At 67.8% G+C, this 24,358-nt stretch carries 22 protein-coding genes; 11 read left to right on the top strand and 11 right to left on the bottom strand.

Annotated elements, in window-relative coordinates; genetic code table 11:
* The first annotated feature begins 115 nt into the window (after nt 1–115).
* Both glnE and rrtA read left to right on the top strand, forming a co-directional pair.
* The gene (gene glnE, locus AB1I47_RS23390) at nt 116–2,989 is read left to right on the top strand and encodes a bifunctional [glutamate--ammonia ligase]-adenylyl-L-tyrosine phosphorylase/[glutamate--ammonia-ligase] adenylyltransferase (RefSeq protein ID WP_475572029.1); all 2,874 of its coding nucleotides are present in this window, start codon (nt 116–118) and stop codon (nt 2,987–2,989) included.
* Entirely contained in the window at nt 2,979–3,623 is a 645-nt protein-coding gene (rrtA, locus tag AB1I47_RS23385) for a rhombosortase (protein ID WP_354686094.1), read from the top strand. The genes glnE and rrtA overlap by 11 nt, the downstream gene beginning before the upstream one ends.
* A gap of 15 nt (nt 3,624–3,638) precedes the next feature.
* On the opposite strand, the gene mprA is transcribed toward rrtA, so the two are convergent.
* The 4 genes from mprA to AB1I47_RS23365 form a co-directional block, all read right to left on the bottom strand.
* Nucleotides 3,639–5,273, bottom strand: coding sequence for an MprA protease, GlyGly-CTERM protein-sorting domain-containing form (mprA, locus tag AB1I47_RS23380; RefSeq protein WP_354686093.1), 1,635 nt, complete (start codon nt 5,271–5,273; stop codon nt 3,639–3,641).
* Nucleotides 5,274–5,401: 128 nt separating this feature from the next.
* Nucleotides 5,402–5,863: a hypothetical protein gene (locus tag AB1I47_RS23375; RefSeq protein WP_354686092.1), complete on the bottom strand. Its 462-nt coding sequence runs from the start codon at nt 5,861–5,863 to the stop codon at nt 5,402–5,404.
* Between the two features lie 36 nt (nt 5,864–5,899).
* A complete protein-coding gene (gene recN, locus AB1I47_RS23370; RefSeq protein WP_354686091.1) occupies nt 5,900–7,666 on the bottom strand; it encodes a DNA repair protein RecN in 1,767 nt (588 codons plus the stop codon).
* 62 nt (nt 7,667–7,728) lie between these two features.
* Nucleotides 7,729–8,646 carry an NAD kinase gene (locus AB1I47_RS23365; protein WP_354686103.1) on the bottom strand — a complete coding sequence of 306 codons (918 nt, stop codon included), beginning with the start codon at nt 8,644–8,646 and terminating at the stop codon, nt 7,729–7,731.
* 112 nt (nt 8,647–8,758) lie between these two features.
* On the opposite strand from AB1I47_RS23365, the gene hrcA reads away from it, so the two are divergent.
* From hrcA to AB1I47_RS23350, 3 genes are all read left to right on the top strand, one after another.
* On the top strand, nt 8,759–9,796 hold the full coding sequence (gene hrcA / locus AB1I47_RS23360; protein ID WP_354686090.1) for a heat-inducible transcriptional repressor HrcA: 1,038 nt from the start codon (nt 8,759–8,761) through the stop codon (nt 9,794–9,796).
* A gap of 121 nt (nt 9,797–9,917) precedes the next feature.
* A complete protein-coding gene (gene hemH / locus AB1I47_RS23355) occupies nt 9,918–11,033 on the top strand; it encodes a ferrochelatase (protein ID WP_354686089.1) in 1,116 nt (371 codons plus the stop codon).
* Nucleotides 11,030–11,425 (top strand): RNA-binding S4 domain-containing protein, encoded by a 396-nt coding sequence (locus tag AB1I47_RS23350; RefSeq protein ID WP_354686088.1) that lies wholly within the window; start codon nt 11,030–11,032, stop codon nt 11,423–11,425. The genes hemH and AB1I47_RS23350 overlap by 4 nt, the downstream gene beginning before the upstream one ends.
* A 113-nt stretch (nt 11,426–11,538) precedes the next feature.
* Here the strand turns inward: AB1I47_RS23350 and AB1I47_RS23345 are convergent, their stop codons facing one another.
* The gene (locus AB1I47_RS23345; protein WP_354686087.1) at nt 11,539–11,712 is read right to left on the bottom strand and encodes a hypothetical protein; all 174 of its coding nucleotides are present in this window, start codon (nt 11,710–11,712) and stop codon (nt 11,539–11,541) included.
* Between the two features lie 274 nt (nt 11,713–11,986).
* On the opposite strand from AB1I47_RS23345, the gene grpE reads away from it, so the two are divergent.
* Nucleotides 11,987–12,556: a nucleotide exchange factor GrpE gene (gene grpE, locus AB1I47_RS23340; RefSeq protein WP_354686086.1), complete on the top strand. Its 570-nt coding sequence runs from the start codon at nt 11,987–11,989 to the stop codon at nt 12,554–12,556.
* A 161-nt stretch (nt 12,557–12,717) separates the two neighbouring features.
* The gene (locus tag AB1I47_RS23335; protein WP_354686102.1) at nt 12,718–13,068 is read left to right on the top strand and encodes a thioredoxin family protein; all 351 of its coding nucleotides are present in this window, start codon (nt 12,718–12,720) and stop codon (nt 13,066–13,068) included.
* Between the two features lie 16 nt (nt 13,069–13,084).
* On the opposite strand, the gene AB1I47_RS23330 is transcribed toward AB1I47_RS23335, so the two are convergent.
* Nucleotides 13,085–14,392 (bottom strand): phospholipase A, encoded by a 1,308-nt coding sequence (locus tag AB1I47_RS23330; RefSeq protein ID WP_354686085.1) that lies wholly within the window; start codon nt 14,390–14,392, stop codon nt 13,085–13,087.
* 126 nt (nt 14,393–14,518) lie between these two features.
* On the bottom strand, nt 14,519–14,950 hold the full coding sequence (locus AB1I47_RS23325) for a DUF1841 family protein (RefSeq protein WP_354686084.1): 432 nt from the start codon (nt 14,948–14,950) through the stop codon (nt 14,519–14,521).
* A gap of 94 nt (nt 14,951–15,044) precedes the next feature.
* Between AB1I47_RS23325 and AB1I47_RS23320 the strand changes: the two genes are divergently transcribed.
* Together AB1I47_RS23320 and AB1I47_RS23315 are read left to right on the top strand one after the other, a co-directional pair.
* Entirely contained in the window at nt 15,045–15,983 is a 939-nt protein-coding gene (locus AB1I47_RS23320; protein WP_354686083.1) for a DMT family transporter, read from the top strand.
* An 86-nt stretch (nt 15,984–16,069) separates the two neighbouring features.
* A complete protein-coding gene (locus AB1I47_RS23315; protein ID WP_354686082.1) occupies nt 16,070–16,657 on the top strand; it encodes a malonic semialdehyde reductase in 588 nt (195 codons plus the stop codon).
* A gap of 114 nt (nt 16,658–16,771) precedes the next feature.
* On the opposite strand, the gene nth is transcribed toward AB1I47_RS23315, so the two are convergent.
* The gene (gene nth / locus AB1I47_RS23310; protein WP_354686081.1) at nt 16,772–17,416 is read right to left on the bottom strand and encodes an endonuclease III; all 645 of its coding nucleotides are present in this window, start codon (nt 17,414–17,416) and stop codon (nt 16,772–16,774) included.
* Nucleotides 17,413–18,219 carry an electron transport complex subunit RsxB gene (gene rsxB / locus AB1I47_RS23305; RefSeq protein ID WP_354686080.1) on the bottom strand — a complete coding sequence of 269 codons (807 nt, stop codon included), beginning with the start codon at nt 18,217–18,219 and terminating at the stop codon, nt 17,413–17,415. The genes nth and rsxB overlap by 4 nt, the downstream gene beginning before the upstream one ends.
* A 288-nt stretch (nt 18,220–18,507) precedes the next feature.
* Between rsxB and AB1I47_RS23300 the strand changes: the two genes are divergently transcribed.
* Entirely contained in the window at nt 18,508–19,143 is a 636-nt protein-coding gene (locus AB1I47_RS23300; RefSeq protein ID WP_354686079.1) for a TetR/AcrR family transcriptional regulator, read from the top strand.
* Nucleotides 19,144–19,200: 57 nt separating this feature from the next.
* Here AB1I47_RS23300 and AB1I47_RS23295 read toward each other — a convergent pair whose 3' ends face one another.
* Nucleotides 19,201–20,472: a polyhydroxyalkanoate depolymerase gene (locus AB1I47_RS23295; protein ID WP_354686078.1), complete on the bottom strand. Its 1,272-nt coding sequence runs from the start codon at nt 20,470–20,472 to the stop codon at nt 19,201–19,203.
* 363 nt (nt 20,473–20,835) lie between these two features.
* Nucleotides 20,836–22,032: an amino acid aminotransferase gene (locus AB1I47_RS23290; protein WP_354686077.1), complete on the bottom strand. Its 1,197-nt coding sequence runs from the start codon at nt 22,030–22,032 to the stop codon at nt 20,836–20,838.
* Nucleotides 22,033–22,218: 186 nt separating this feature from the next.
* Here AB1I47_RS23290 and uvrB point away from each other — a divergent pair, with 186 nt between their 5' ends.
* A complete protein-coding gene (uvrB, locus tag AB1I47_RS23285) occupies nt 22,219–24,303 on the top strand; it encodes an excinuclease ABC subunit UvrB (RefSeq protein ID WP_354686076.1) in 2,085 nt (694 codons plus the stop codon).
* The last annotated feature ends 55 nt before the right edge of the window (nt 24,304–24,358 follow it).

The raw sequence follows: 24,358 nt of genomic DNA, 5'->3' as shown, positions 1-24,358 counted from the left end.
TGGAATGACTGCCTCTGAACCGACGAGTTCCGCCGCCGGCGAAACTGCCGACCAACATGGCGCGGGCGCCACACCGGCCGCCACATCGGCCACTGCAGGGCAGGGCCCCGGCACCATGGCGGCCGGCGCCTTTGCCACGACCGTTGCCCTGGCGCCGGCGGCGGCTGACGGCGGTGACCAGGCCAGCGGCCCGGTATTGTACTCGGCTGCGTATTCCCATTACGCGCGCCGCATTGTCCAGGCCCGTCCCGGCTTGCCCGCCATCCTTGCCGACGCCGCCACGCGGCCGCTGACGCGTGCGTGGATGCAGGCGCGCCTGCAGGCGCTGCACGAGCCTTCCGCCGATGCCGAGGACGCCGCCAGGCGCGCGCTGCGCCGCCTGCGCGCCGAGGTCATGTGCGTGGTGATCGAGCGCGACCTGCGCGGCCTGGCGGCGCTTGGCGAAGTCACCGGCGCCATGACCGACCTGGCCGAGCTGGCGATCCAGTACGGCCTGGCGATGCTGGGCGACGACCTGGCCGCCACCTTCGGCCGGCCGGTCGGCGCCAACAGCGGCGAGGTGCAGGAGCTGGTGGTGGTCGGCATGGGCAAGCTGGGCGGGCGCGAGCTCAATGTCTCGTCCGATATCGACCTGATCTTCCTGTATGACGAGGACGGCGACACCCGGGGCGGCCCGCGCAGCCTGTCCAACCACGAGTACTTCATCAGGCTGGGACGGCGGCTGATCAACCTGCTGGCCGAAGTGACCGGCGATGGCTATGTGTTCCGCGTCGACATGCGGCTGCGCCCCAACGGCGACGCCGGCCCGCTGGCGTGCAGCCTGGGCATGCTGGAGGAGTACCTGGTGGTGCAGGGGCGCGAATGGGAGCGCTATGCCTGGATCAAGGGCCGCGTGGTGTCGGCGCAGGACACGCCGCACGCCCAGCGCACCGCCAGCCTGCTGGCGCGGCTGACCATGCCGTTCGTGTTCCGCCGCTACCTCGACTATGGCGTGATCGAGGCGATCCGCTCGCTGCATGCGCAGATCCGCACCGAAGCCGCCAAGCGCAGCGGCGGGCTGGCCGGGCATGGCGTCAACCAGCGCTCGTTCAATATCAAGCTGGGCCGCGGCGGCATCCGCGAGATCGAGTTCATGGCGCAGGTGTTCCAGCTTATCCGCGGCGGCCAGGACCCGGCGCTGCGCGTGCGGCCGACGCTGGAAGTGCTGGCGGTGGCGGTCGAGCGCGGCCTGCTGCCGGCTGGCCAGGCCGAGCAGCTGGGCGATGCCTACCGCTTCCTGCGCCAGCTCGAGCACCGGCTGCAGTACCGCGACGACGCCCAGACCCACCACCTGCCGACCTCGGCCGACGAGCAACTGGCGGTGGCGCGGATGATGGGCTGCGCCGACTGGCAAGAGTTGCTGGGGCGGCTGGCCGCGCTGCAGGACCCGGTGGCGCAGCAGTTCGAGGCGACCTTCTCCGACCCCGATGCCGCGCCGTGCGAAGCGCTGTGGCCGGGCATCGTGTTCGACGACAACGCCGCGGAGGCGCAGGACAACCCGGAACAGAAGCAGGACGACCAGGCCAGCGGCGACGCCGCCGCGCCGTGCCAGCGCCTGCAGGCCGCCGGCTTCACCGACTGCACCGGGCTGCTCGACCGGCTGCGCGCGATCGCGTCATCGCTGCGCTACCGCGCGCTGTCCGAATCCAGCCGCGCGCGTTTCGACCAGCTCGTGAACCGCGCGCTTGACCTGGCCGCGCGCCAGGAAGACGCCGACAGCACCATCGCGCGCTTTATCGACTTCCTGGAAGCGATCAGCCGCCGCGCCTCTTACCTGTCGCTGCTGTCGGAGTACCCCCAGGCGATGGACCGGGTCGCGCAGACGCTGCATGCCTCGCGCTGGGCCGCGGCCTACCTGACGCGCCATCCGCAACTGCTCGACGAACTGCTCGACAGCGACGCGCTCGCCGGCCCGCCGGACTGGGCCGCGTTCCGCAAGCGGCTGCATGAGCGGCTGCTGGCCGCCGAGGGCCAGGTCGAGCATCAGATGGATATCCTGCGGCGCGAGCACCATGCCGAAACCTTCCGCGTGCTGCTGCAGGACCTGCAGGGCATGCTGACGGTGGAGCAGGTGGCCGACCGCCTGTCCGACCTCGCCGATGCCATGCTCGACGCCACGCTGGAAACGGTATGGCGCCAGCTCGCCACGCGCCATCGCGACGAGCCGCGCTTCGCGGTGATCGCCTATGGCCGGCTGGGCGGCAAAGAGCTGGGCTATGCATCGGACCTCGACATCATCTTCCTCTACGACGACGAGCATGAGCGCGCGCCCGATGTCTACGCCGCCTACGCGCGCCGGCTGATCACCTGGCTGACCAGCCATACCGCGGCCGGCGCGCTGTTCGACGTCGACACGCGGCTGCGCCCCAACGGCGCCGCGGGCCTGCTGGTGACCAGCTTCGACGCGTTCCGCCGCTACCAGCTGCGCGAGGGCGACAACACTGCATGGGTGTGGGAGCACCAGGCGCTGACGCGCGCGCGCTACTGCGCGGGCGACAGCGCCATCGGCGACCGCTTCGAGGCGCTGCGCGGCGAGGTGCTGCGGCAGGAGCGCGATGCCGCCGCGCTGCGCGACGAGATCGTGCAGATGCGGCACAAGGTGTCCGAAGGCCATCCCAATCCCACCGGCCAGTTCGACCTGAAGCACGACCGCGGCGGCATGGTCGATATCGAATTCACGGTGCAGTACCTGGTGCTGCTGCACAGCCGCGCCCATCCGCAACTGACGCGCAACGCCGGCAATATCGCGCTGCTGCGCGAGGCCGGCGCGCTGGGGCTGATCGATGCCACGCTGGCGGGGGCAGTGGGCGATGCCTACCGGCTGTTCCGCGCGCGCCAGCACCAGTTGCGGCTCGACGGCCAGGCGCATGCGCGCGTGGCGGCCGCTTCGGTGGCGGCGCAGACCGCGCAGGTGCGCGCGCTATGGCGGGCCGTGTTCGGTGAGGACTGAGCCCGCGGCAGGACGGCCGCTGCCCGCCGGCGCCGCGTGGCCGGGCCTGCTTGGCGCCATCGCGCTGGTGTGGGCGCTGTCGGCCTGGTTCACCTTCGTGCCGTGGTGGCATGCGCATGGCCTTTACCTGCGCGATGCGGTGCGGCTGGAAGGCCAGTGGTGGCGGCTGGCCTCGGCGATGTGGGTCCACCTGGGCTGGATTCACTGGCTGGCGGACGCGCTTGCGGCCGCCGGGCTGATGTTTGCCGCCGGGCGCGTGGCGCGGGCGCGCGCCATGCTGCTGGTGCTGCTCGCCTGCGGCATCGCCGTGCAGGTGGCGCTGCTGCGCGTGCCGCCGATCGCCTGGTATGGTGGGCTGTCAGGCGCGCTGCACGGGCTCGCCGTGTGGGGCGGGCTGGCGCTGTTGCGCGCGCCGGGCCGGTCGCGCGCGCTCGGCGTGCTGCTGTGCCTGGGCGTGCTGGTCAAGGTCTGGCTGGAACAGTCGTGGCTGGCGCCGGTGGTGTTCGAGCCAGCGCTGGGCTTCGGTGTGGTGCGCGCCGCGCATGGGGCGGGCGCGGTGGCCGGACTGCTGTGCTGGGTGCTGCAGGAGTGGTGGCTGGCGCGGCGCCCCGTGAACGGCGGCGTCCGCGCCTGAAGAAGGCAGCTCGCCTCAGGCCCGCCGGCGCACGGCGAACGACAGCAGTCCCGTCAGCATCAGCAGCAGCCCGCCCCACAGCGGCACCGCGCCGCCGCCACCGCCGGACGATTGCGCCGGGGCCGCCGCTGCCGCGGGTGCGGACACTGCGGCCAGCATCGCGCCATCGGCCTCGAGCAGGCCCGCGCCGCACACGCCCGGGTTGGTGGTGCAGTAGGTGCCCGACGGATGCGGCCGCGCCGAAGCCTTCAGCGCCGCGGTGACCTGCGCCGGCGTCAGCGAGCCGTTCAGCGCGAACATCATCGCCACCACGCCCGACACCATCGGCGCCGCAAAGCTGGTGCCCTGCGACGACGACACCGTGTAATCGCCCACCGCGGTCTCGCCGCGGTTGCCGAGCGTGCGGATCACCGACAGCGTCACCGTGCACTGGCCGTTCTGCACGCGCGAATTGCCGCAGCCGCCGCCCGGCGCGCTGATGGTCACCTGCGGGCCGACGTTGGCATAGGTCGCGTTCTCGCCGTCGTTGGCATGCGCGGTGACCGATATCACGCCGCTGCAGTCGGCCGGCGCTTCCACCGCGCCGCGGTTGTTGCCGGCCGCGGCCACCACCACCACGCCGCGGGCGTTCAGGTCGTTGACGGCCTGCTGTTCGATGCCGCTGCAGGTGCCGCCGCCCAGGCTGATATTGACCACCCGCGCCGGCGTCGGGTTGGCCGGCACATTGGGTACCGACAGGCCGCCGGCCCAGCGCATTGCGTCGACCGTATCCGACAGCAGCGCGCCGCAGCGGCCCGAGACGCGCACCGGCAGGATGTGCGCATGCCAGTCGACGCCGGCGATGTCCTGGCCATTGTTGGTCAGCGCCCCCAGCACGCCGGCCACGCGCGTGCCGTGCCAGCTATTGTGGGTGGCCTCGGTTGCAGGCGTGGAACTGCCGGGGCAGGTGAAGCCGACCGGCACGTTGTCGCCGGAGTCGGTGGCGTCGGCGTCGCGGCCGTCGCCGTCGTTGGAGATGGTGCTGCTGCTGATGAAGTCGTAGCCGGGCAGCAGGCGCCCGGCCAGGTCGGGGTGGGGCAGCGTGCCGGTGTCGACCACCGCGATCACCACGCCGCTGCTACCGCCGGTGCGATCCCAGGCGCGCGGCAGGTTGACGCCGCCGACCGTGGTGCCGGTGCCCATCAGGTAGGGCTGGTTGATGCGGAATTCGGGATCGTTGGGCAGCGTGTCGTGCAGCCGCAGCCAGCGGTCTGGCACGGCATCGGCCACGCGCGGATCCTGGCGCAGCCGCGCCGCGGCAGCCTCCGGGTCGGCGGCGAGCTCGGCGGGCACCTGCAGCAGTTCCAGGTTGCCGCCCATCGGGCGGCGCAGCGTGGCGGCGATGCCGGTGTGCTCGCGCAGTTGCTGCAGCTTGTCCTTGGGCGCGGTGGTCGCGGCCGAGGCCGGATCCTTGGCCGGGTCGGTGACGGAGGTGGCGCCGTCGCGCCAGCGCACGATGATATGGCCGGTGTAGGCCGTGGCCCCCGGGGCAGCCAGCGCCGCGGTGGCCGGCAACGCGCCGCACAAGGCGGCCACGGCCAGCAGGGCGGCCCGCCAGCGGCGGGCCGGCAGGCATCGATGGAAGGCGGACTGCGCGTGGGGGAGTGGCATGTATTCCTCCTGGGGCGCCGTGGCCAGCGGCGGGGGGCGTGCTATGTAGCGAATACGATCCTGGCGCCTTGCGCAAGGTCTACCGAAGGTTTAGAACTCGCCGCTTTCGGACGGGTCCCGCCCCCGGCTCAACTCTTCGGCATGTCCCGGCTGGTCGGGATATTCCGGCTCGGCTTGAGCAGGCGGTCGGGCTCGGCGGTGTCGATGCGTGGCGCGGCGCGCAGCGTGTCGACGGCCTGGTCGAGGGTCGCTTCCGGCGACGGCGAGATCGCCGTGACCAGCCACACGCCGCCCGACATCGGGCGCTTGACCACGAAGCGGATCGGGCCCTTGATCTCGGCCAGCAGCTTGCCGGCGTCTTCGGACATGTCCACCGCGGGCGGCTTGAAGCGGACCATGATGTCGCCGAGCGAACGGTCGTCGCTGATGCTGCCCGGCGGCGGCGCGTAGGCCTTGGACTGCGCCTGGCAGCCGGACAGCGCCAGCAAGGCCGCCGAGGCGGCGGTGGCGATGGCCAGCACGGCGCGCAGGGATGCCCGGTGGCGGCGAGGGCGGTGCCGGGAGCCGGCTTGCGGCGCTTGGCGGGTCATGATGAAGCTCCTGTCAGATTGGGATGGCGGCGGACTTCAGCCGGCGGCGCGGCGGCCGCGCCGGCCTTCCTTGCCGCCCGGGGCGCGCGCCGGTTGGGCTGCGGCGCTGTCGGTCATGCTGTCGGTCATGCCCTGGGCCAGCATTTCTTCGGCATGCTGCAGCGTGGTCGCGGTGACGGTGGCGCCGCCCAGCATGCGCGCGGTCTCGACCACACGCCCGGCCGGGTCGAGCACGCGGATGCGCGAGCGCGTGACCGAGCCTTCGCCCGCATCGGTGGTTTCCTTGCTGACCAGCAGGTGGGTATCGGCCTGCGCCGCCACCTGCGGCAGGTGCGTCACGCACAGCACCTGGCGCGCGCGGCCCAGTTCCTGCAGGCGCCGTCCGACCACCTCGGCCACCGCGCCGCCGATGCCGGTATCGACCTCGTCGAAGATCAGCGTCGGCGTGGGCGAGGCTTCGCTGGTGATCACCGAGATCGCCAGGCTGATCCGCGCCAGTTCGCCGCCTGAAGCCACGCGGGCCAGCGGCCGCGCGCTGACCCCGGCATGGCCGGCGACCAGGAATTCGACCTGCTCCAGCCCGTAGCTCTGGCCTTCCTCCAGCGCATTGAGCGCGGCGACAAAGCTGCCGCCGGCCATCGACAGGCCCTGCATGGCTTCGGTCACCGCCGCCGACAGCGCCTGCGCGGCCTGCTTGCGCGCGTGGCTCAGGTGCTGCGCCAGCGTCAGGTAGGCGGCCTTGGCCGCGGCCTCGCGGGCCATCACCTTGTTCAGGTCCTGCGCGGCCTGCAGGTCGTCGAGCTGCTGGCGGCGCGCGGTCAGTTCGTCGGGGAGCTGCTCGGGCGGCAGCCGGTACTTGCGCGCGGTGGCGTGCAGTGCCTGCATCCGTTCTTCCACCGCCTGCAGCCGTTCGGGATCGAGTTCGAGCCGGTCGACGTAGCGCGTGAGCGAATGCGCGGCCTCCTCGGCCTGCACCTGGGCAGGCTCCAGCGCGGCCAGCACGTCGCGCAGCGCGGGATCGACATCGGCAAGCTGCTGCAGCCGGTGCACGATGGAGTTCAGCGCCGACAGCACCGAGCCGTCGGCCTCGGACAGCGCGTCCAGCGCGGCGCGGCTGCCGTCGATCAGGCCGGCGGCATGCGACAGGCGGTTGTACTCGGATTGGGTCTCTTCCCACTCGCCCGGCTGAGGGTTGAGCTTTTCCAGCTCGCCCACCTGCCATTCCAGCCGTTCGCGCTCGAGCTGCATCTCGCGCGACTGGTGCTCGACCGCCTCGCGCTGGCGCACGCAGGCGCGCCACGCGCGCCAGGCCTCGGCCACGGCGCCGGCCTGCTGGGTCAGCCCGGCATGGGCATCGAACAGCAGCCGCTGCGCATCCGGGCGCAACAGCAGCTGGTGCGCATGCTGGCCGTGGATATCGACGAGCTGGTCGCCCACTTCGCGCAGCTGCGCCAGCGTGGCGGCGGCGCCGTTGATAAAGGCCTTGCTGCGGCCGCCGGCGTCGACGGTACGGCGCAGCAGCACGCTGGGCACGCCGTCGTCGGCCTCGGCGTTGAGTTCGCGCTCGGCCAGCCAGGCGTCCAGCGCCGGGTGGGTCGAGAAGGTGGCGCTGACGCTGGCGCGCGGCGCGCCTTCGCGCACCACGCCGGCATCGGCGCGCTCGCCCAGCACCAGCGCCAGTGCATCGATCAGGATGGATTTGCCGGCGCCGGTCTCGCCGGTAAAGACGGTGAAGCCGGAGGTGAAGTCCAGGTCGAGCGTATCGACGATGACGAAATCGCGGATGGACAGGCTGCGCAGCATCGTGGCGTTGAAGGGTATCGGTCCGGTGGTTCGGGCTCGGGCTGAGGGGCGGCTCAGTGTGCTCAGAGGCGGTTGTCTTCGGACGGATACTCGTGCCAGTGCAGCTTCTTGCGCAGCGTGGCGTAGTAGTTGTAGCCGACCGGGTGCAGCAGGTTGATGGTCTTCTTCGAGCGCCGCACCACGATGCGGTCGCCGGGCAGCAGCGAGGTCAGCGACTGCATGTCGAAATTGACGCTGGCGTCGCGCGCGCTGGCCACTTCGATGGTGACCTCGGCATCCTGCGGCAGCACGATCGGGCGGTTCGACAACGCATGCGGGGCGATTGGCACCAGCACCACGCCGGACAGCGTCGGGTGCAGGATCGGGCCGCCCGCGGACAGCGCGTAGGCGGTCGAGCCGGTCGCGCTCGACACGATGAGGCCGTCCGAACGCTGGTTGTACATGAAGTTGCCGTCCACCGATACGGCCAGTTCCACCATGCCGGAGATGCCCGAGCGGTTCACCACCACATCGTTCAGCGCCAGCGCCGAAAAGATGTCCATGTCGTCGCGCACCACGCGCGATTCGAGCAGCAGGCGTACCTCGGCCTCGTAGCGGCCGTCGAGCATGTCGGGCAGCACCGTATGCGCGTCTTCCAACGCGATGTCGGTCATGAAGCCGAGCCGCCCGTGGTTGACGCCGATCAGCGGCACGTCGTGGCCGGCAAGCTGGCGCGCCAGGCCCAGCAGCGTGCCGTCGCCGCCCAGCACCACGGCGACATCGGCCTCACGGCTGATCTCCTCGGCGGACAGGGCGGGGTAGGAGGTCAGCCCGGTGGCCAGCGCGGTCTCGCGCTCGAACACCACATCCTGGCCGTTGCGCAGGATATAAGAGGCGATCTCCTCCAGCGGGCCTTCGATGCCGGCAGTGGAATACCGGCCCACCAGGGCGACGGTCTTGAACGGAGTGCGCAACGCGCTGGCTTTGGGGGGGGCGGGCATGCCGGGATTAGACCATACCGCCATGACCGTTGTCAGCAAGCCGGGTGCGCAACCCGGCGCCGGGCAAGGCCGGGCGCCTGAAGGTCCAAAACTTGCGTAAAATCGGGGCATCATGGATGAACGCTCCAAAACGCTGCTCAAGACCCTGATCGAGCGCTATATCGCGGAAGGTCAGCCGGTCGGCTCCCGCACCCTGTCGAAATACTCGGGGCTGGACCTGTCGCCGGCGACGATCCGCAATGTGATGTCCGATCTGGAGGAGATGGGCTTCATTTCCAGCCCGCACACATCGGCCGGCCGCATCCCGACGCCGCGCGGGTACCGGCTGTTCGTCGATTCCATGCTGACGGCCAAGCCGCTGGAGCGCAACGCCGACCTGGCCGAGCTGACCGGCCAGATCCAGGACCAGCTCGGCGGGCAGCAACTGGGCCCGCAGCGGATGATCACCATGGCGGCACGCACGCTGTCCAACCTGTCGCACTTTGCCGGCGTGGTGATGACGCCGCGGCGCGCGCAGGCGTTCCGCCAGATCGAATTCATGCGGCTGTCGGAAAAGCGCATCCTGCTGATCATCGTCAGCCCTGAAGGCGACGTGCAGAACCGCATCATCCAGACCGAACTGGCATACACCCCGGCCCAGCTCATCGAGGCGGCCAACTACTTCAACTTGCACTACGCCGGCATGAGCTTCGACTCGGTGCGCGACCACCTGCGCGTGGAACTGCGCGACCTGCGCCGCGACATGTCGCAGCTGATGCATGCCGCGGTCGAGGCCGGCAGCACCGTCGAGGACGAGGAGGACGACCACGTCTATATCAGCGGCGAGCGCAAGCTGCTCGAAGTCGAAGACCTGGCCTCCAGCATGGACAAGCTGCGCCGGCTGTTCGACGTGTTCGAGCACAAGACCAGCCTGCTGCAGTTGCTGGACGTGTCCAGCCATGCCCAGGGCGTGCAGATATTTATCGGCGGCGAAAGCCGGCTGGTGCCGCTGGAAGACATGGCGGTCATCACCGCGCCGTACGAGGTCGATGGCCAGATCGTCGGCACGCTGGGCGTGATCGGACCGACGCGCATGGCGTACGAGCGCGTGATCCCCATCGTCGACATCACCGCGCGGCTGCTGTCCAGCGCGCTGAGCCAGAACCAGTGACACGGCTGGCCGGTCTCCCAAGCTGCCCCATTCCTACCGAGCGCGGCAAATTTTGCCGATGCGTGTTGCGGGCGCTCGCTTTCTGCGGGCTCCGTGCTCGCCGCGCCAACCCGGAAGCGACATGACGTTTTCTCCCGAACCGGCCTACCAGCATGGTCAGGCGCCGCGCACGGCCATCCTGCTGGTCAACCTGGGTACTCCCGATGCGCCCACGCCCAAGGCGGTAGGGCGCTACCTGAAGGAATTCCTGTCCGACCCGCGCGTGGTCGAGATCCCGCGTGCCGCCTGGCTGCCGCTGCTGCATGGCGTGATCCTGCCGCTGCGCTCGCGCGCCTCGGCGCTCAAATACGAGTCGATCTGGCTGCGCGAGGCCCATATGACGGGCTCGCCGCTGCTGGTCTACAGCGAACGCCAGGCGCATGCGCTGCAGCGGCTGCTGCATCAGAACGGCCATGAGGTGACGGTGGCGTGCGCGATGCGCTACGGCAACCCGTCGATCGCATCGGTGCTGGAGGCGCTGCGCCGGCAGGGGTGCGAGCAGGTGCTGGTACTGCCGATGTATCCGCAGTATTCAGGCACCACCACGGCGACGGCCTTCGACGAGGTGTTCCGCGTGCTGGGCCAATGGCGCAACCAGCCTGAATTGCGGCTCGTCAAGCACTTCCATGATCACCCGGCCTATATTTCAGCGCTGCAGCAGCAGGTCGGCGCCTACTGGGCGCAGCACGGCATGCCGGACTTCGCCCGCGGCGACAAGCTCATCCTGTCTTTCCACGGCGTGCCGCGGCGCACGCTGGAACTGGGCGACCCGTACCACTGCGAGTGCCTGAAGACCGGGCGGATGCTGGGCGAAGCGCTGGGTCTGCAGCCGGGTCAGTACCAGGTGACGTTCCAGTCTCGTTTCGGCAAGGCGGAATGGCTGCAGCCGTACACGGCCCCGACGCTGGCCGAACTGGGCAAGGTCGGCGCGGGCCGCGTCGATGTGTTCTGCCCGGGCTTCCCGGCCGACTGCATCGAGACGCTGGAAGAGATCGCGATGGAAGGGCAGACTGAATTCAAGGTCGCGGGCGGCAAGGACTTCCACTTCATCCCGTGCATGAACGATTCGGCGCCGTGGGTGGCGGCCATGGCAGAGATCGCGCTGCAGCACCTGCAGGGCTGGCCGCTGGCGACGCCGCATCCGCACGAACTGGAAGCCCGGCGCGCTCGCGCGCAGACGCGGGGAGCGGCGGCATGAATGTAGATTTCGAGGCGGATGCGCGCCAGCGCATCGACAAATGGCTGTGGTGCGCGCGCTTCTTCAAGACGCGCTCGCTGGCGGCCGAGGCCGTGGAGCGCGGGAAGGTGACCGTCAACGGCCAGCTGTGCAAGAATTCGCGCGAGGTCAAGCCAGGCGATACCGTGGTGCTGGAAGCGCACCAGCAGCGCTGGGAGCTGGTGGTCAAGGGGATTGCGCCCGCGCGCGGCCCGGCGCCGGTGGCGCAGACGCTGTATGAGGAAAGCGCTGAAAGCCAGTCGCGCCGGCAGGCCGATGCCGAACGCAGGCGCCTGCAGCCGGAGCCCTCGGCACAGCTACAGGGCCGCCCGACCAAGCGCGACCGGCGCCGCATCGACGACTTCAAGGGATGAGGGCCGGCGAGGAAGTGAAGGTAAGCGCTGTCCAAACGACAACGCGGCGACCCCGGCGCCTTGCCGGGGCCGCCGCGCGGCGGAACTGGGCCGGGCCGGTGGTGGCCGTCCGACTATTCCTGCGTGACTTCCTGACTCACCATCGGGACGATGTAGTGCTTGAACACCGCCTTGCCACTGCCATACTCCGTATCGCGCGACGTGAACGCGCCAGAGAGGCAGATAAACACGGTCATGACCGCCAATGCGGCCACAAAGCACAGCGTCACCACAGGCAACTTATGCATGGCGAACCTCTCTGAAGAGGCACATCCGTGAACCATCTTCGGGCCCCCGACATTTTTGTCATTTTTATTAAGAAGAATCTTAGTGAGTGCAGTGCAGCAAAGCAATAAGGCGTCTATTGCATACGCCGGCGCTTTGTAACCGTGTGTTTCCGCGTCTCGCCGGCGCCACTCTTGAAAACCGGCACCGTGCCACCACCTGCTTGCAACACACGCCGATTTACCACCCGCGGCCGGGCCTGCGCCAGACCGCGACAATGTATTGATACGGATCGACATGGAAGACCAGAAGCAGACGCCATCCACCCAGACGCCTACGCCCGCGGGCGATGAGGCGGCCAGCGCCGCGACCGCTACCCAGGAGACCGCCGCGCCGGAACCCGCTGCCGTGGACGACGTGGCGGCCCAGCTTGCCGCCCTCGAAGCCAAGGCGCGCGAGAACTACGACCTGTACATGCGCGCGGTTGCCGAAGGCGAGAACATCCGCCGCCGCGCGCAGGACGATATCGCCAAGGCGCACAAGTTCGCGATCGAAAATTTCGCCGACAACCTGCTGCCGGTGATGGACAGCCTGCAGGCAGCGCTGGCCGATGGCTCGGGCGATATCGCCAAGCTGCGCGAGGGGGTCGAACTCACCGCGCGCCAGCTTTCCGCGGCATTCGAGCGCGGCAAGATCGTGGAACTGAACCCGGTGGGCGAGAAGTTCGACCCGCACCGCCACCAGGCCATCTCGATGGTGCCGTCCGAGCAGGAACCCAACACCGTGGTGGCCGTGCTGCAGCGGGGCTACACCATTGCCGACCGCGTGCTGCGGCCGGCGCTGGTCACGGTGTCGGCACCGAAGTAAGGCAGCGCCGGCGGCGCGGCTGCGCCATGCCGGCCGACATCCTGACGCAACGCCCGGTGCCGGCTGGCCCGGGCGTTTGCCTTTCTTGCGGAGAGCGAACCGTGACAAGCGAACCGTCCCCGGTCCCCCATCTGGACCACCGTGCCTTCGATGCCTTCGGCATGCGCCAGGTCGATGACAGCAGCATCGACGCCGCCATTGCCGATGCCGGCGACGCGATGGTGTGCGTGTTCTTCTGGGGCGTCGACTGTTTCAACTGCGAGATGGCCAAGAAGGCCATGCTGGCCAATCCCGAGCCGATCCGCGCGCTCGGGCTGCACTGGCTGCACGCCAATGTCTATGAACACCCGGAACTGGGCCGCCGCTTCGGGTTGCACGGCATCCCGGTGTTCATGTTCTTCCAGAACGGCAAGAAACTGGGCCGGGCCACCGGCTGGCATGGCCACGGCCAGTTCGCCGCTGCGGTCGCCAATGCGCGGCTGAAGGCCAGCGGCAAGCCGCTGGCGGGCTGAGCCGGCCGCGCGGCCGTCAGCGTGTCAGCGCGTAGCCGAGGCGGAACTGCCAGGGCATCTTGTGGTTGTAGTCGAGCAGGCTCTCGCCGTAGCCGGCAAAGTAGCCCGCCACCAGATAGCCGGCGGTGCCGGGCAGCAGGCGCGCCATCGGGTAGCTCACCTGCGCGTCGACGCTGCCGTACCACTTGCGCGTGCCCTTGCGCAGCGTGGCCGAGAATTCCCACGAATCCGGACGCCCGTAGGCAATGCCCAGGTCCATGAAGCCGCGGTAGTGGGCGATGTCGCGGTTGTCGCTCTTCTCCACGTAGGCGTAGACCTTGGGCGCGACGCGCCAGTGCCAGTCGTTCTGGTCGCCGAAGTAGAAGGTCGGCTTGATGAAGGCCGTATTGATGCTGCGCGATTCGCCGTGGTCGCGGCCGTTGGATTCATGCTCCAGGCCGGTGGCGATCGACAGCCGGCTGATCACGCTGTTGCGCACGCCGGTATCGGACAGGTAGTAGAACAGGCTGGGCCGGTAGTTGGTGTCGCGGAACGGCTTGGACTGCTCGGACCAGTCCCAGATCGAGAACTGGGTGTAGCCGACGTACAGGTTGTCGAACAGGCTTTTCGACGCCGGATCCTCGCCTTCGAAGATGCGGTACTTGAAGCTGAGCTGGAACTTGGCGTTGGCGCCGCCATGGCCGCCGACCATGAAATACATCGGGTCGTGGAACGACAGCCGCGCGCTGTCGCGCAGGTCTGCGGGCGCCGGGGCGGACGCGGTGGCGGTGGTGACCGGGGTCACCGGCACGGCCGCGGCTTCGGTGCCTTCGGTGGTGCCGGCGGTCTCGGCCGGCGGCGCTGACGGCCTGGCGGCGACCGCCGGCGCAGCCGTGGCGGACTCGCCCGGCTGCGGCAGGCGGTTCAGCGTCACCAGCACCGGCGCGGCGTCGATGCCGGTCGCGTCCAGCCGCACCTGGCCGCGCAGGCCCGGCGGCAGTGCCACCGTATAGCGGATCGCGCGATGCTCGCCGCGACGCAGGTTGACCACGGCCGGGCCCGACACTTCACGCCACAGCACCAGCCGCATCGGCGCCTGGAGGTCGCCCGAGGCGGTCACTTCCAGCGTGTCGGGGATCCGGTAGCGGCGCGTGCCGTCATCGGCGCTGACCACCAGCGTCAGCGTCAGCGGCTTGTTGCCGTCGATCACGCGCGCGGGCTGCAGCAGCGCCACGCCGGCATGGCCGGCCAGCGGCCAGGCCAGCGTCAGGGTGAGGAAAATCGGGGCAAGAGCATGGCGTGCAGGCGCCAGCCGGCGCCCGCGGGACAGGGTAATTCGGGACATGTTGGCGGGAACCGCGCCGCCATGTGACGGCTGCGCGGATCAGAGATTTCTGAACGCGCAAAGACTACCCATTTCCTGTGCGGAGGGTTGTGACGAATTGTACGCTGCACTTGACAGGTGCAGTATTCAGCGGTTAGCGCGGCGCTTGATGCAGTCGACGTAGTGGTCGCCGTCCGGCGGCTGGCCGGTGCGTTGTGCCTGCCACAGCATTTCGCCCAAGCACTCCATCACCTGGTGCTGCGCCTCGTGGGGGGAGTCGAGCCGGCGCGCCAGCGCTTCGTAGGCCTGGCGGATGCCGCGCGGCTGGTCAACCGATACCTGCTCGGAAATCGACAGGTGCATGGCCAGGTGCAAGAAGGGATTGGTCTGGCCTTTTTCAGGGGTGTAGTCCTGCGTCAACGCCCCTTCGGTGTCGCGCAGCAGGTTCTGGTACTCGGGATGCTCGCCGATCCAGTCGACGGCAATGGCTTCCAGCGGGGTCAGCACGCCGCCTGCGATCTGCTTCTGCCAGGCATCGCAGAAGAAACGGCGGACTTCTTCTCGTGAGGGATTGAACATGGTGGCGCCATTGTAAACGAGGGTTGCGGCCCTCGCTGGCGCACGCTTGCGTGCAAGTAGAATGCGGGATCGCCGAATTCCCGACCACGTCCGAATGACTGCTTCCGCCTCCACCGCCACGGCACACGCCCGCGACAAGCTCGCCGGCGTGCTGCTGATCGCGCTGTCCGCCAGCGCCTTCGGGGCCATGGCTATCTTTGCGCGCTTTGCCTACGCGGCAGGGGCAGATGTCTACGGACTGCTGTTAATGCGCTTCGTGCTGGCGGCAGTGGCGCTGGCGTGGGTGATGCGCGCGCGCGGCATCGGCCTGCCGCCGTGGCGCCGCGTGCTGGCGCTGGCGGCGATGGGCGGCATCGGCTATGTAGGCCAGTCGTTCTGCTTCTTCAGCGCGCTGAACCATGCGCAGGCCAGCCTGGTGGCGCTGTTGCTGTACCTGTACCCGCTGTTCGTGACGATCCTGGCGGCGATTTTCCTGAAGGAGCGGCTGAGCACGGCCGCGGTGATCGCGCTGGTGCTGTGCTCGGTCGGCGCGGGCCTGACCGTGGGCGGCGGCCAGGGCTCGGCGCTGGGCATCGCGCTGGGGCTGGCGGCGGCGGTGATCTATTCCGTCTATATCATCGTCGGCGCGCGCGTGACCGCCGGCGTCAACCCCATCGCCACCACCACGGTGATCTGCACCGCGGCCGCGCTGGTCTATGGCGTGGTTGGCCTGCTGCGATGGATGGCGGGCGCGCCCCCGCAGTTCCCCGCCACCGCCGGCGGCTGGCTGGCGCTGGCCGGCATCGCGCTGCTGTCGACGGTGCTGGCGATCCTGACCTTCTTTGCCGGCCTGCAGCGCCTCGGCGCGGCGCAGGCATCGATGCTGTCGACGCTGGAACCGGTGGTCACGGTGCTGCTGGCCGCGCTGCTGCTGGGCGAGCATATCGGCCCGGCGCAGGCGGTGGGCGGCGGCCTGATCCTGGCCGGCGTGCTGTGGCTCACGCGCCGTGGCAGCGCCGGCGCGCCGGCCCGGGCCAACGTGCAAGAGAATTGAACGGCTTGCTCAAAGCCGCTGTCGGGACTCGCTGACACCCTTCGGTACAATCGCGCCTTCTACCAATCCAGTACAGGAAGGAGCGCATGTCCCAACTCGACCAAGCCGCGCTGGCGCAACTGTTTACCGAAGCCCGCACGCATAACGTGTGGCAGGACCGCCATGTGGACGACGCCGTGCTGCACCAGGTCTACGAGGCGATGAAGTTCGGCCCGACCGCCGCCAACAGCTCACCGGTGCGCATCGTCTTCGTCAAGACCGCCACCGAGAAGGCGCGTCTGGTCGAGTGCGTATCGGCAGGCAACGTCGAGAAGACCCGCACGGCGCCGGTGACCGCGATCATCGCCTACGACACCGCGTTCCACGACCAGTTGCCCAAGCTGTTCCCGCATGCCGACGCGCGTTCCTGGTATGCCGGCAACAATGAGAAGATCGCCCGCGATGCGCTGATGAACAGCTCGCTGCAAGGCGGCTATTTCATCCTGGCCGCACGCGCGATGGGCCTGGACTGCGGCCCGATGGGCGGCTTCGATGCCGACAAGGTCAATGCAGCGTTCTTCCCGGATGGCAAGTGGAAGGTCAACTTCCTGTGCAATCTGGGCTACGGGGAAATCGACAAGCTGCATCCGCGCGGTCCGCGGTTGTCGTTTGATGAGGCTTGCCGGGTTATTTGATTTGGTGATGGCTGCGATGGCACTTGCAGCAAGCTCCCCTCTCCCGCCTGCGAGAGAGGGAGCGTCATGTGGTAGTTCAGACAGCGTCGCCCCGCGTTGCCGCTGATCAATAGCTCACACCTTCGGCGCCTCCGTCTTCTCCTTGTACTCGCACAACGGCTCGATCACGCAATGCCAGCATTCCGGCTTGCGCGCCTTGCACACATAGCGCCCATGCAGGATCAGCCAGTGGTGCGCGTCGTGCAGGAATTCATGCGGCACGCACTTGAGCAGCTTCTGCTCGACCACCTCCACGTTCTTGCCCGGCGCCAGCCCCGTGCGGTTCGACACGCGGAAGATATGCGTATCGACCGCGATAGTGGGTTGGCCGAACGCGGTGTTCAGCACTACGTTGGCAGTCTTGCGGCCCACGCCCGGCAGCGCTTCCAGCGCTTCGCGATCAGGCGGGACCTTGCCACCGTGGCGCTCGACCAGGATGCGGCAGGTCTCCATCACATGCCTGGCCTTGGTCTTGTACAGCCCGATGGTCTTGATGTATTCGCTTAGCCCGGCTTCACCCAGCTCCAGCATCTGCTGCGGGGTATGCGCAACCGGAAACAGCCGGCGCGTGGCCTTGTTGACGCCGACGTCGGTGGCCTGCGCCGACAGCAACACGGCGACCAGCAGCTCGAACGGCGAGCTGTATTCAAGTTCGGTGGCCGGAGCCGGGTTGACTTCGCGCAGCGTCTCGAAGATGGCACGGCACTTGGCGGCGTTCATTGTTCTTGTTGTGGATCGTTGGCGTTCTTGTCGGTGGCGGGCGAAGTCAGTCCCGCACGCGCGCGGCGCGCTTCGGCTGCATCGATCTGCGCCTGCACCCCGGCCGATACGTTTTCGGTATTGCGCGGCTGTACTGCCTGCTGCTTCTGCCGCGCGCGCTCGATCGCGGCCTGGATGATGGCGCGCTTGCGTTCCTGCGCGGCGCGCTCGGCATCGTTCTCCGGCGTTTCGGCCTGCACCGCAGCGAGCTTGGCCGCGGCCTTGGCGGCGAGACGCGCATCGTTTTCCTCGCGCTCGCGCACCAGCCGCGCGTTGCGCGCGACATAGCGCGCGTGCGCGGCATCGGCCTGTTGCTGCGACCACGCCTCCCAGCCGGTGCGTTCGCCGGTGACCGGGATCATCGCGATGCAGTCGACCGGGCAGGGCGCCACGCACAGGTCGCAGCCGGTGCACAGCTCGGGGATCACGGTATGCATCTGCTTGGCCGCGCCGGCAATCGCATCGACGGGGCAGGCCTGGATGCACAGCGTGCAGCCGATGCACAGGCTCTCGTCGATGCGCGCCACCGCGCGCGGCTGCTCGATGCCGCGCTCGGGATCGAGCGGCAGCGGTTCGACCTGCAGCAGCGCGGCCAGCCGGCGCACCCCTTCCGCGCCGCCGGGCGGGCAGCGGTTGCAGGCGGCCTCGCCGCTGGCCATGGCTTCGGCGTAGGGGCGGCAGCCATTGAAGCCGCACTTGGTGCACTGGGTCTGCGGCAGCAGTGCCTCGATGCGGTCGGCAAGGGTCTTGACAGCGGGATTCACGACAGCGGGCAGGAAATCAGGGGATAGAACCGGGAAATGCACACGGTGGACGGGACAAAACAGGACATTTGCGGGCGCTGTGCGTGCTTGGCGACATAACTCCCCACACACGCGGCGGACAATATGCCAGCGGGCTTCTGCGGCCCCTCCAGGCTTCTGCGAGCCTTCGCGCCGCAAGGATTATCCCCGATTTCGCCGGCGGACAGAAACGGCGATGATGCGCGTCGCGCAGCCGGATTGCCGCACTCCGGCCTGTGCCATAATCCGCGCAACGATCGACCAGCATCCATGTCAACTGAGACCAAGACCAAACGCGACCCGGAAGGGACGCGCCGACGCATCCTCGCCGCGGCAACCGAGGAATTTGCCAAGGGCGGTCTGGCCGGCGCACGCGTCGACCAGATTGCCCGGCGTGCGGAAACCAACGAACGGATGCTGTATTACTACTACGGCAGCAAGGAAGGCCTGTTTCTCGCTGTACTTGAGAAGCAATACGCAGAATTCCGCGCCGCCGAGGAGCAACTGCACCTGGTCGATGAAGATCCCGTCGCGGGTGTGCGCACGCTGGCGCGCTTTGTGTGGGACTGGTACTACGAGCATCCCGAGTTCATTCGCCTCGTCAACAGCGAGAACCTGCACGAGGCCCGGCACCTGAAGAAGTCGGCACAGCTCCAGCAGCTGATCAACCCGGTGGTCGACGTGCTGGCGGATGTGATCCGGCGCGGCCAGCAGCAGGGCGTGTTCCGCGACAACATCGACGTGCCGCAGTTCTACCTGACGATCTCGGCGCTGGGCTACTACGTGCTGTCCAACCGCTATACCATCAGCGCCGTGATCGGCCGCGACGTGGCCTCGCAGCAGGAACATGAGCGCTTTGCCGAGCTGCACACCGATATGCTGCTGTGTTACCTGAAGCGCCGCTGAGCGCGCAAACAGAAACGCCCGCGTGTGCGGGCGTTGTCTTTTCCGGAGTGGTTTCGCTTACTTGGCGCCGTTGAGGGCCACCGCGGCCGGGTGGTACTTGCGGATAAAGTCACGCAGATGCGGATAGATATCGTCGCGCCAGCGACGGCCCGAGAAGATCCCGTAGTGGCCGCAGCGCTCCGCGTTCAGGTGCTCCTTGCGTGCCTCCGGGATGCCGCTGCACAGGTCGTGCGCGGCCGCGGTCTGGCCGGCGCCGGAGATATCGTCCAGCTCGCCTTCGATGGTCAGCAGCGCGGTGCGCTTGATGTCCTGCGGACGCACCGGCTTGCCGTCGATGGCCCAGGTGCCGTTGGCGAGACGGAACTCCTGGAACACCTCGCGGATGGTGTCGAGATAGTACTCGGCCGCCATGTCGAGCACCGCGTTGTACTCATCGTAGAAGCGCACATGGGCCTCGGCGTCGTCGGCATCGCCCTCGACCAGGCTCAGGTAGTAGTCATAGTGCGACGACAGGTGGCGGTCCGGGTTCATCGCCACGAAGCCGGCGTGCTGAAGAAAGCCCGGGTAGACGCGGCGGCCGTGGCCGGGGTAGTTCGCCGGCACGGTGTAGATCACGTTGTTCTCGAACCAGTCGTACGACTTGTTGAGCGCCAGCGAGTTGACCGCGGTGGGGCTCTTGCGTGCGTCGATGGGCCCGCCCATCATCGTCATGGTGCGCGGCGTCTTCTCGCCGGCCGAGGCCATCAGCGAGATCGCGGCCAGCACGGGTACCGTAGGCTGGCACACCGAGATCACATGCAGGTTTTCGGCGCCAATGTGGCGGATGAATTCCTGAATGTAGTAGATGTAGTCCGAAAGGTGGAACGCCCCCTGGTCGGTCGGCACCATGCGCGCGTCGATCCAGTCGGTGACGTAGACCTTGTGGTCCTGCAGCAGCGTGCGCACGGTATCGCGCAGCAGCGTGGCGTGGTGGCCGGACAGCGGCGCGGCAACCAGCACCACCGGCTCGTCCTTCAGCAGCTTGATCGTTTCCGGATCGTCGGCATAGCGCTTGAAGCGCAGCAGCTTGCAGAACGGCTTTTCCAGCACGGTCTGCTCGACGATGGGGATGTCGCGGCCGTTGGAGCGCACCGATTTGATGTCGAACGCCGGTTTTTCGTATTCCTTGCCAAGCCGGTACAGCAGTTCGTAGCCGGCTGCGAGGCGGGGCGCGCCAGGAACCAGCGACATCGGGCTGAGGGGGTTGGTGAAGGTCTTGGCGGTCGCCTGCGCCCACGCGGTCAGCGGGTGCAGGATCGAGCGCTGGAACTCATGCAATTGGTAGAGCATGCCGTTTCTGCCTGGTGTTGCTTGGTCTTACTAAGGGTACGCACTGCAAGGTACTAAGGTACTAATGTATTAACAATGCGCGTTAAGCCGAGTCGCAGATTATGCCTTCAATCGGTCGACCGTGCGTTGCAGCATATACCCAAAGGTACATCCTTATCCGCACAACACAATAAGGCAAAGGGCTTATTTCTGGATGACAAACGCGAATTAAATCGCAAACAAATGCAAAAAAGCGGCCGAAGCCGCCTTTTTGGTGTTGCTTTGTGGTGTTTCCGGCATTCGCTGCCAGCCAGCGGCGACAGCGAAATCATCCTTCTCCGACGGCCAAATCCGCCTTTTCTGACCGCCGGATTTCCTGCTTTCTTACAGCACTGCAGCAATGGCGTCGACCACCGCGTCGATGTTGCGGCTGTTCAGCGCTGCGACGCAGATGCGGCCGGTGCCGACGGCGTAGATCCCGTGCTCGTTACGCAGGCGGTCCACCTGGGCCGAGGTCAGGCCCGAGTATGAGAACATGCCGCGCTGCGCCTTGACGAAGGAGAAGTCGCCCGGCACGCCCTTGGCGGCCAGCTTGTCCACCAGCGCGTGGCGCATCAGCTTGATACGGTCGCGCATCTCGGCCAGCTCTTCTTCCCACATGGCGCGCAGTTCCGGGCTGTTCAGCACGGTGGCGACCACGGTGCCGCCGTGCGTCGGCGGGTTGGAGTAGTTGGTGCGGATCACGCGCTTGACCTGCGACATCACGCGTTGCGCTTCTTCCTTGCCGGTGGTCACGATCGACAGCGCGCCGACGCGCTCGCCGTACAGCGAGAAGCTCTTGGAGAACGAGCTCGACACGAAGAAGGGCAGGCCCGAGTCGGCGAACAGGCGCACCGCGGCGCCGTCGGCGTCGATGCCGTCGGCAAAGCCCTGGTAGGCCATGTCCAGGAATGGGATCAGGTTGCGTTCCTTGATCAGCTCGACCACCTGCTTCCACTGCTCGGGCGACAGGTCGACGCCGGTCGGGTTGTGGCAGCAGGCGTGCAGCACCACGATGGTGTTGGCGGCGTACGACTTCAGCGATTCCACCATGCCGGCAAAGTTCAGGCCGTGGCTGGGGGCGTCGTAGTAGGTGTAGTTGACCACCGGGAAGCCGGCGGCTTCGAACAGCGCGCGGTGATTTTCCCAGCTCGGGTCGCTGATGGCGACCTTGGCGTCCGGGTACAGGCGCTTCAGGAAGTCGGCGCCGATCTTCAGCGCGCCGGTGCCGCCCAGTGCCTGAGCCGTCACCACGCGGCCTTCCGTGATCAGCGGCGATTCCTTGCCGAACAGCAGCGTCTGCACGGCCTGATCATAGGCGGCGATGCCTTCGATCGGCAGGTAGCCACGCGGCGTGGCGGTGGTCAGACGTGCCTTTTCTGCCTCCTGGACGGCGCGCAGCAGGGGGATTTTCCCTTCGTCGGTGAAGTACACGCCAACGCCCAGGTTGACCTTGGTCGGGCGGGTATCGGCATTGAAGGCTTCGTTGAGGCCCAGGATCGGGTCGCGCGGGGCCATCTCGACGGCAGAAAACAAACTCATTTGGAATCTCGTGGTCGGCTATGTAAGAAAACGGGAAGGCGTAGAATGCTTCGGACTGCGCTGGGGGCTGACAGGCCCCCGTGACGCTTCCGGCTTGAAGCGGGGGGTGGCAGCCCCCAAGATTCTAGCGTATTCGCCCCGTATTCCTGAGGTATTTCCCTAATTCCGCCCGTAAATTCGCCCCCTATGTCGAACCTTGCAGAAGCCGCGCCGGCCCTGGATGAAGACAAATTCGTCACATTCCCCGGCTCCCCGTTCCAGCTCTACCAGCCGTTCCCGCCCGCCGGCGACCAGCCGGAGGCCATCCGGCAACTGGTGGAAGGGGTCGAGGACGGCCTGTCGTTCCAGACGCTGCTGGGGGTGACGGGCTCGGGCAAGACATTCACCATGGCCAACGTGATCGCCCGGATGGGACGGCCGGCGATCGTGTTCGCGCCCAACAAGACGCTGGCGGCCCAGCTCTACGCCGAATTCCGCGAGTTCTTTCCGCGCAACGCGGTCGAGTACTTCGTCAGCTACTACGACTACTACCAGCCCGAGGCCTACGTCCCGCAGCGCGACCTGTTTATCGAGAAGGACTCGTCGATCAACGAGCATATCGAACAGATGCGGCTGTCGGCGACCAAGAGCCTGCTGGAGCGCCGCGACACGATCATCGTGGCGACCGTCTCTGCGATCTATGGTATCGGCAACCCCACCGAATACCACCAGATGATTCTCACCTTGCGGGCCGGCGACAAGATCAGCCAGCGCGATGTGATCGCGCGCCTGATCGCGATGCAGTACACCCGCAACGAGACCGATTTCCAGCGCGGCACCTTCCGCGTGCGCGGCGACACCATCGACATCTTCCCGGCGGAACACGCCGAGATGGCGGTGCGGCTGGAGATGTTCGACGACGAAGTCGAGTCGCTGCAGTTCTTCGACCCGCTGACCGGCCGCGTGCGCCAGAAGATCCCGCGCTTCACGGTCTACCCGTCAAGCCACTACGTGACGCCGCGCGAAACCGTGCTGCGCGCGATCGAGGCGATCAAGGCCGAGCTGCGCGAGCGGCTGGAGTTCTTCCACAAGGAGAACCGGCTGGTGGAGGCGCAGCGGCTCGAGCAGCGCACCCGCTTCGACCTCGAAATGCTGTCCGAACTGGGCTTCTGCAAGGGCATCGAGAACTATTCCCGCCACCTGTCCGGCGCAAAGCCGGGCGAGCCGCCGCCGACGCTGGTCGACTACCTGCCGCCCGATGCGCTGATGTTCCTGGACGAGTCGCACGTGCTGATCGGCCAGCTCAACGGCATGTACAACGGCGACCGCGCGCGCAAGACCACGCTGGTGGACTATGGCTTCCGGCTGCCGTCGGCGCTGGACAACCGGCCGCTGAAGTTTGACGAGTTCGAGCGCAAGATGCGCCAGGTGATGTTCGTGTCGGCGACGCCGGCGCAGTTCGAGCAGGAGCACGCGGGCCAGGTGGTAGAGCAGGTGGTGCGCCCGACCGGGCTGGTCGACCCGACCATCGTGGTGCGCCCGGCCACCACGCAGGTGGACGACCTGCTGTCCGAGATCCACACCCGCGTCGAAGTCAACGAACGCGTGCTGGTGACCACGCTGACCAAGCGCATGGCCGAGCAGCTGACCGAGTTCCTGTCCGAGAACGGGGTCAAGGTGCGCTACCTGCACTCGGATATCGATACGGTGGAGCGCGTGGAGATCATCCGCGACCTGCGCCTGGGCACCTTCGACGTGCTGGTGGGCATCAACCTGCTGCGCGAAGGGCTGGATATCCCCGAGGTGTCGCTGGTGGCGATCCTGGACGCGGACAAGGAAGGCTTCTTGCGCGCCGAGCGCTCGCTGATCCAGACCATCGGCCGCGCCGCGCGCAACGTCAACGGCACGGCGATCCTGTACGCGGACCGCATGACCGACTCGATGAAGAAGGCCATCGGCGAGACCGAGCGCCGCCGCGCCAAGCAGATTGCCTTCAACGAGGCCAACGGCATCACGCCCCGCGGCGTGGTCAAGCGCATCAAGGACATCATCGACGGCGTTTACAATGCGAGCGATGCCAGGGCCGAGCTGCAGGCCGCGCAGGAGCAGGCGCGCTACGAGGACATGAGCGAGAAGCAGGTTTCCAAGGAAATCAAGCGCCTGGAAAAGCTGATGCTCGACCATGCCCGCAACCTGGAGTTCGAGCAGGCCGCGCAGGTGCGTGATCAGCTCGCCAAGCTCAAGGCGCAGGTATTCGGCGCCAGCGGCGAGGGCGCGCTGCCGCCGGTCTGAGCGACGTGTCGGCGGGCCCGGCTCGCCTATAGTGAGATTTCGCGGCGGCGCAGAT

Source organism: Cupriavidus necator (genome assembly GCF_040578825.1).
In the GTDB taxonomy this organism is placed as follows: domain Bacteria; phylum Pseudomonadota; class Gammaproteobacteria; order Burkholderiales; family Burkholderiaceae; genus Cupriavidus; species Cupriavidus necator_E.
This window is presented reverse-complemented; position numbering and strand designations above follow the sequence as displayed.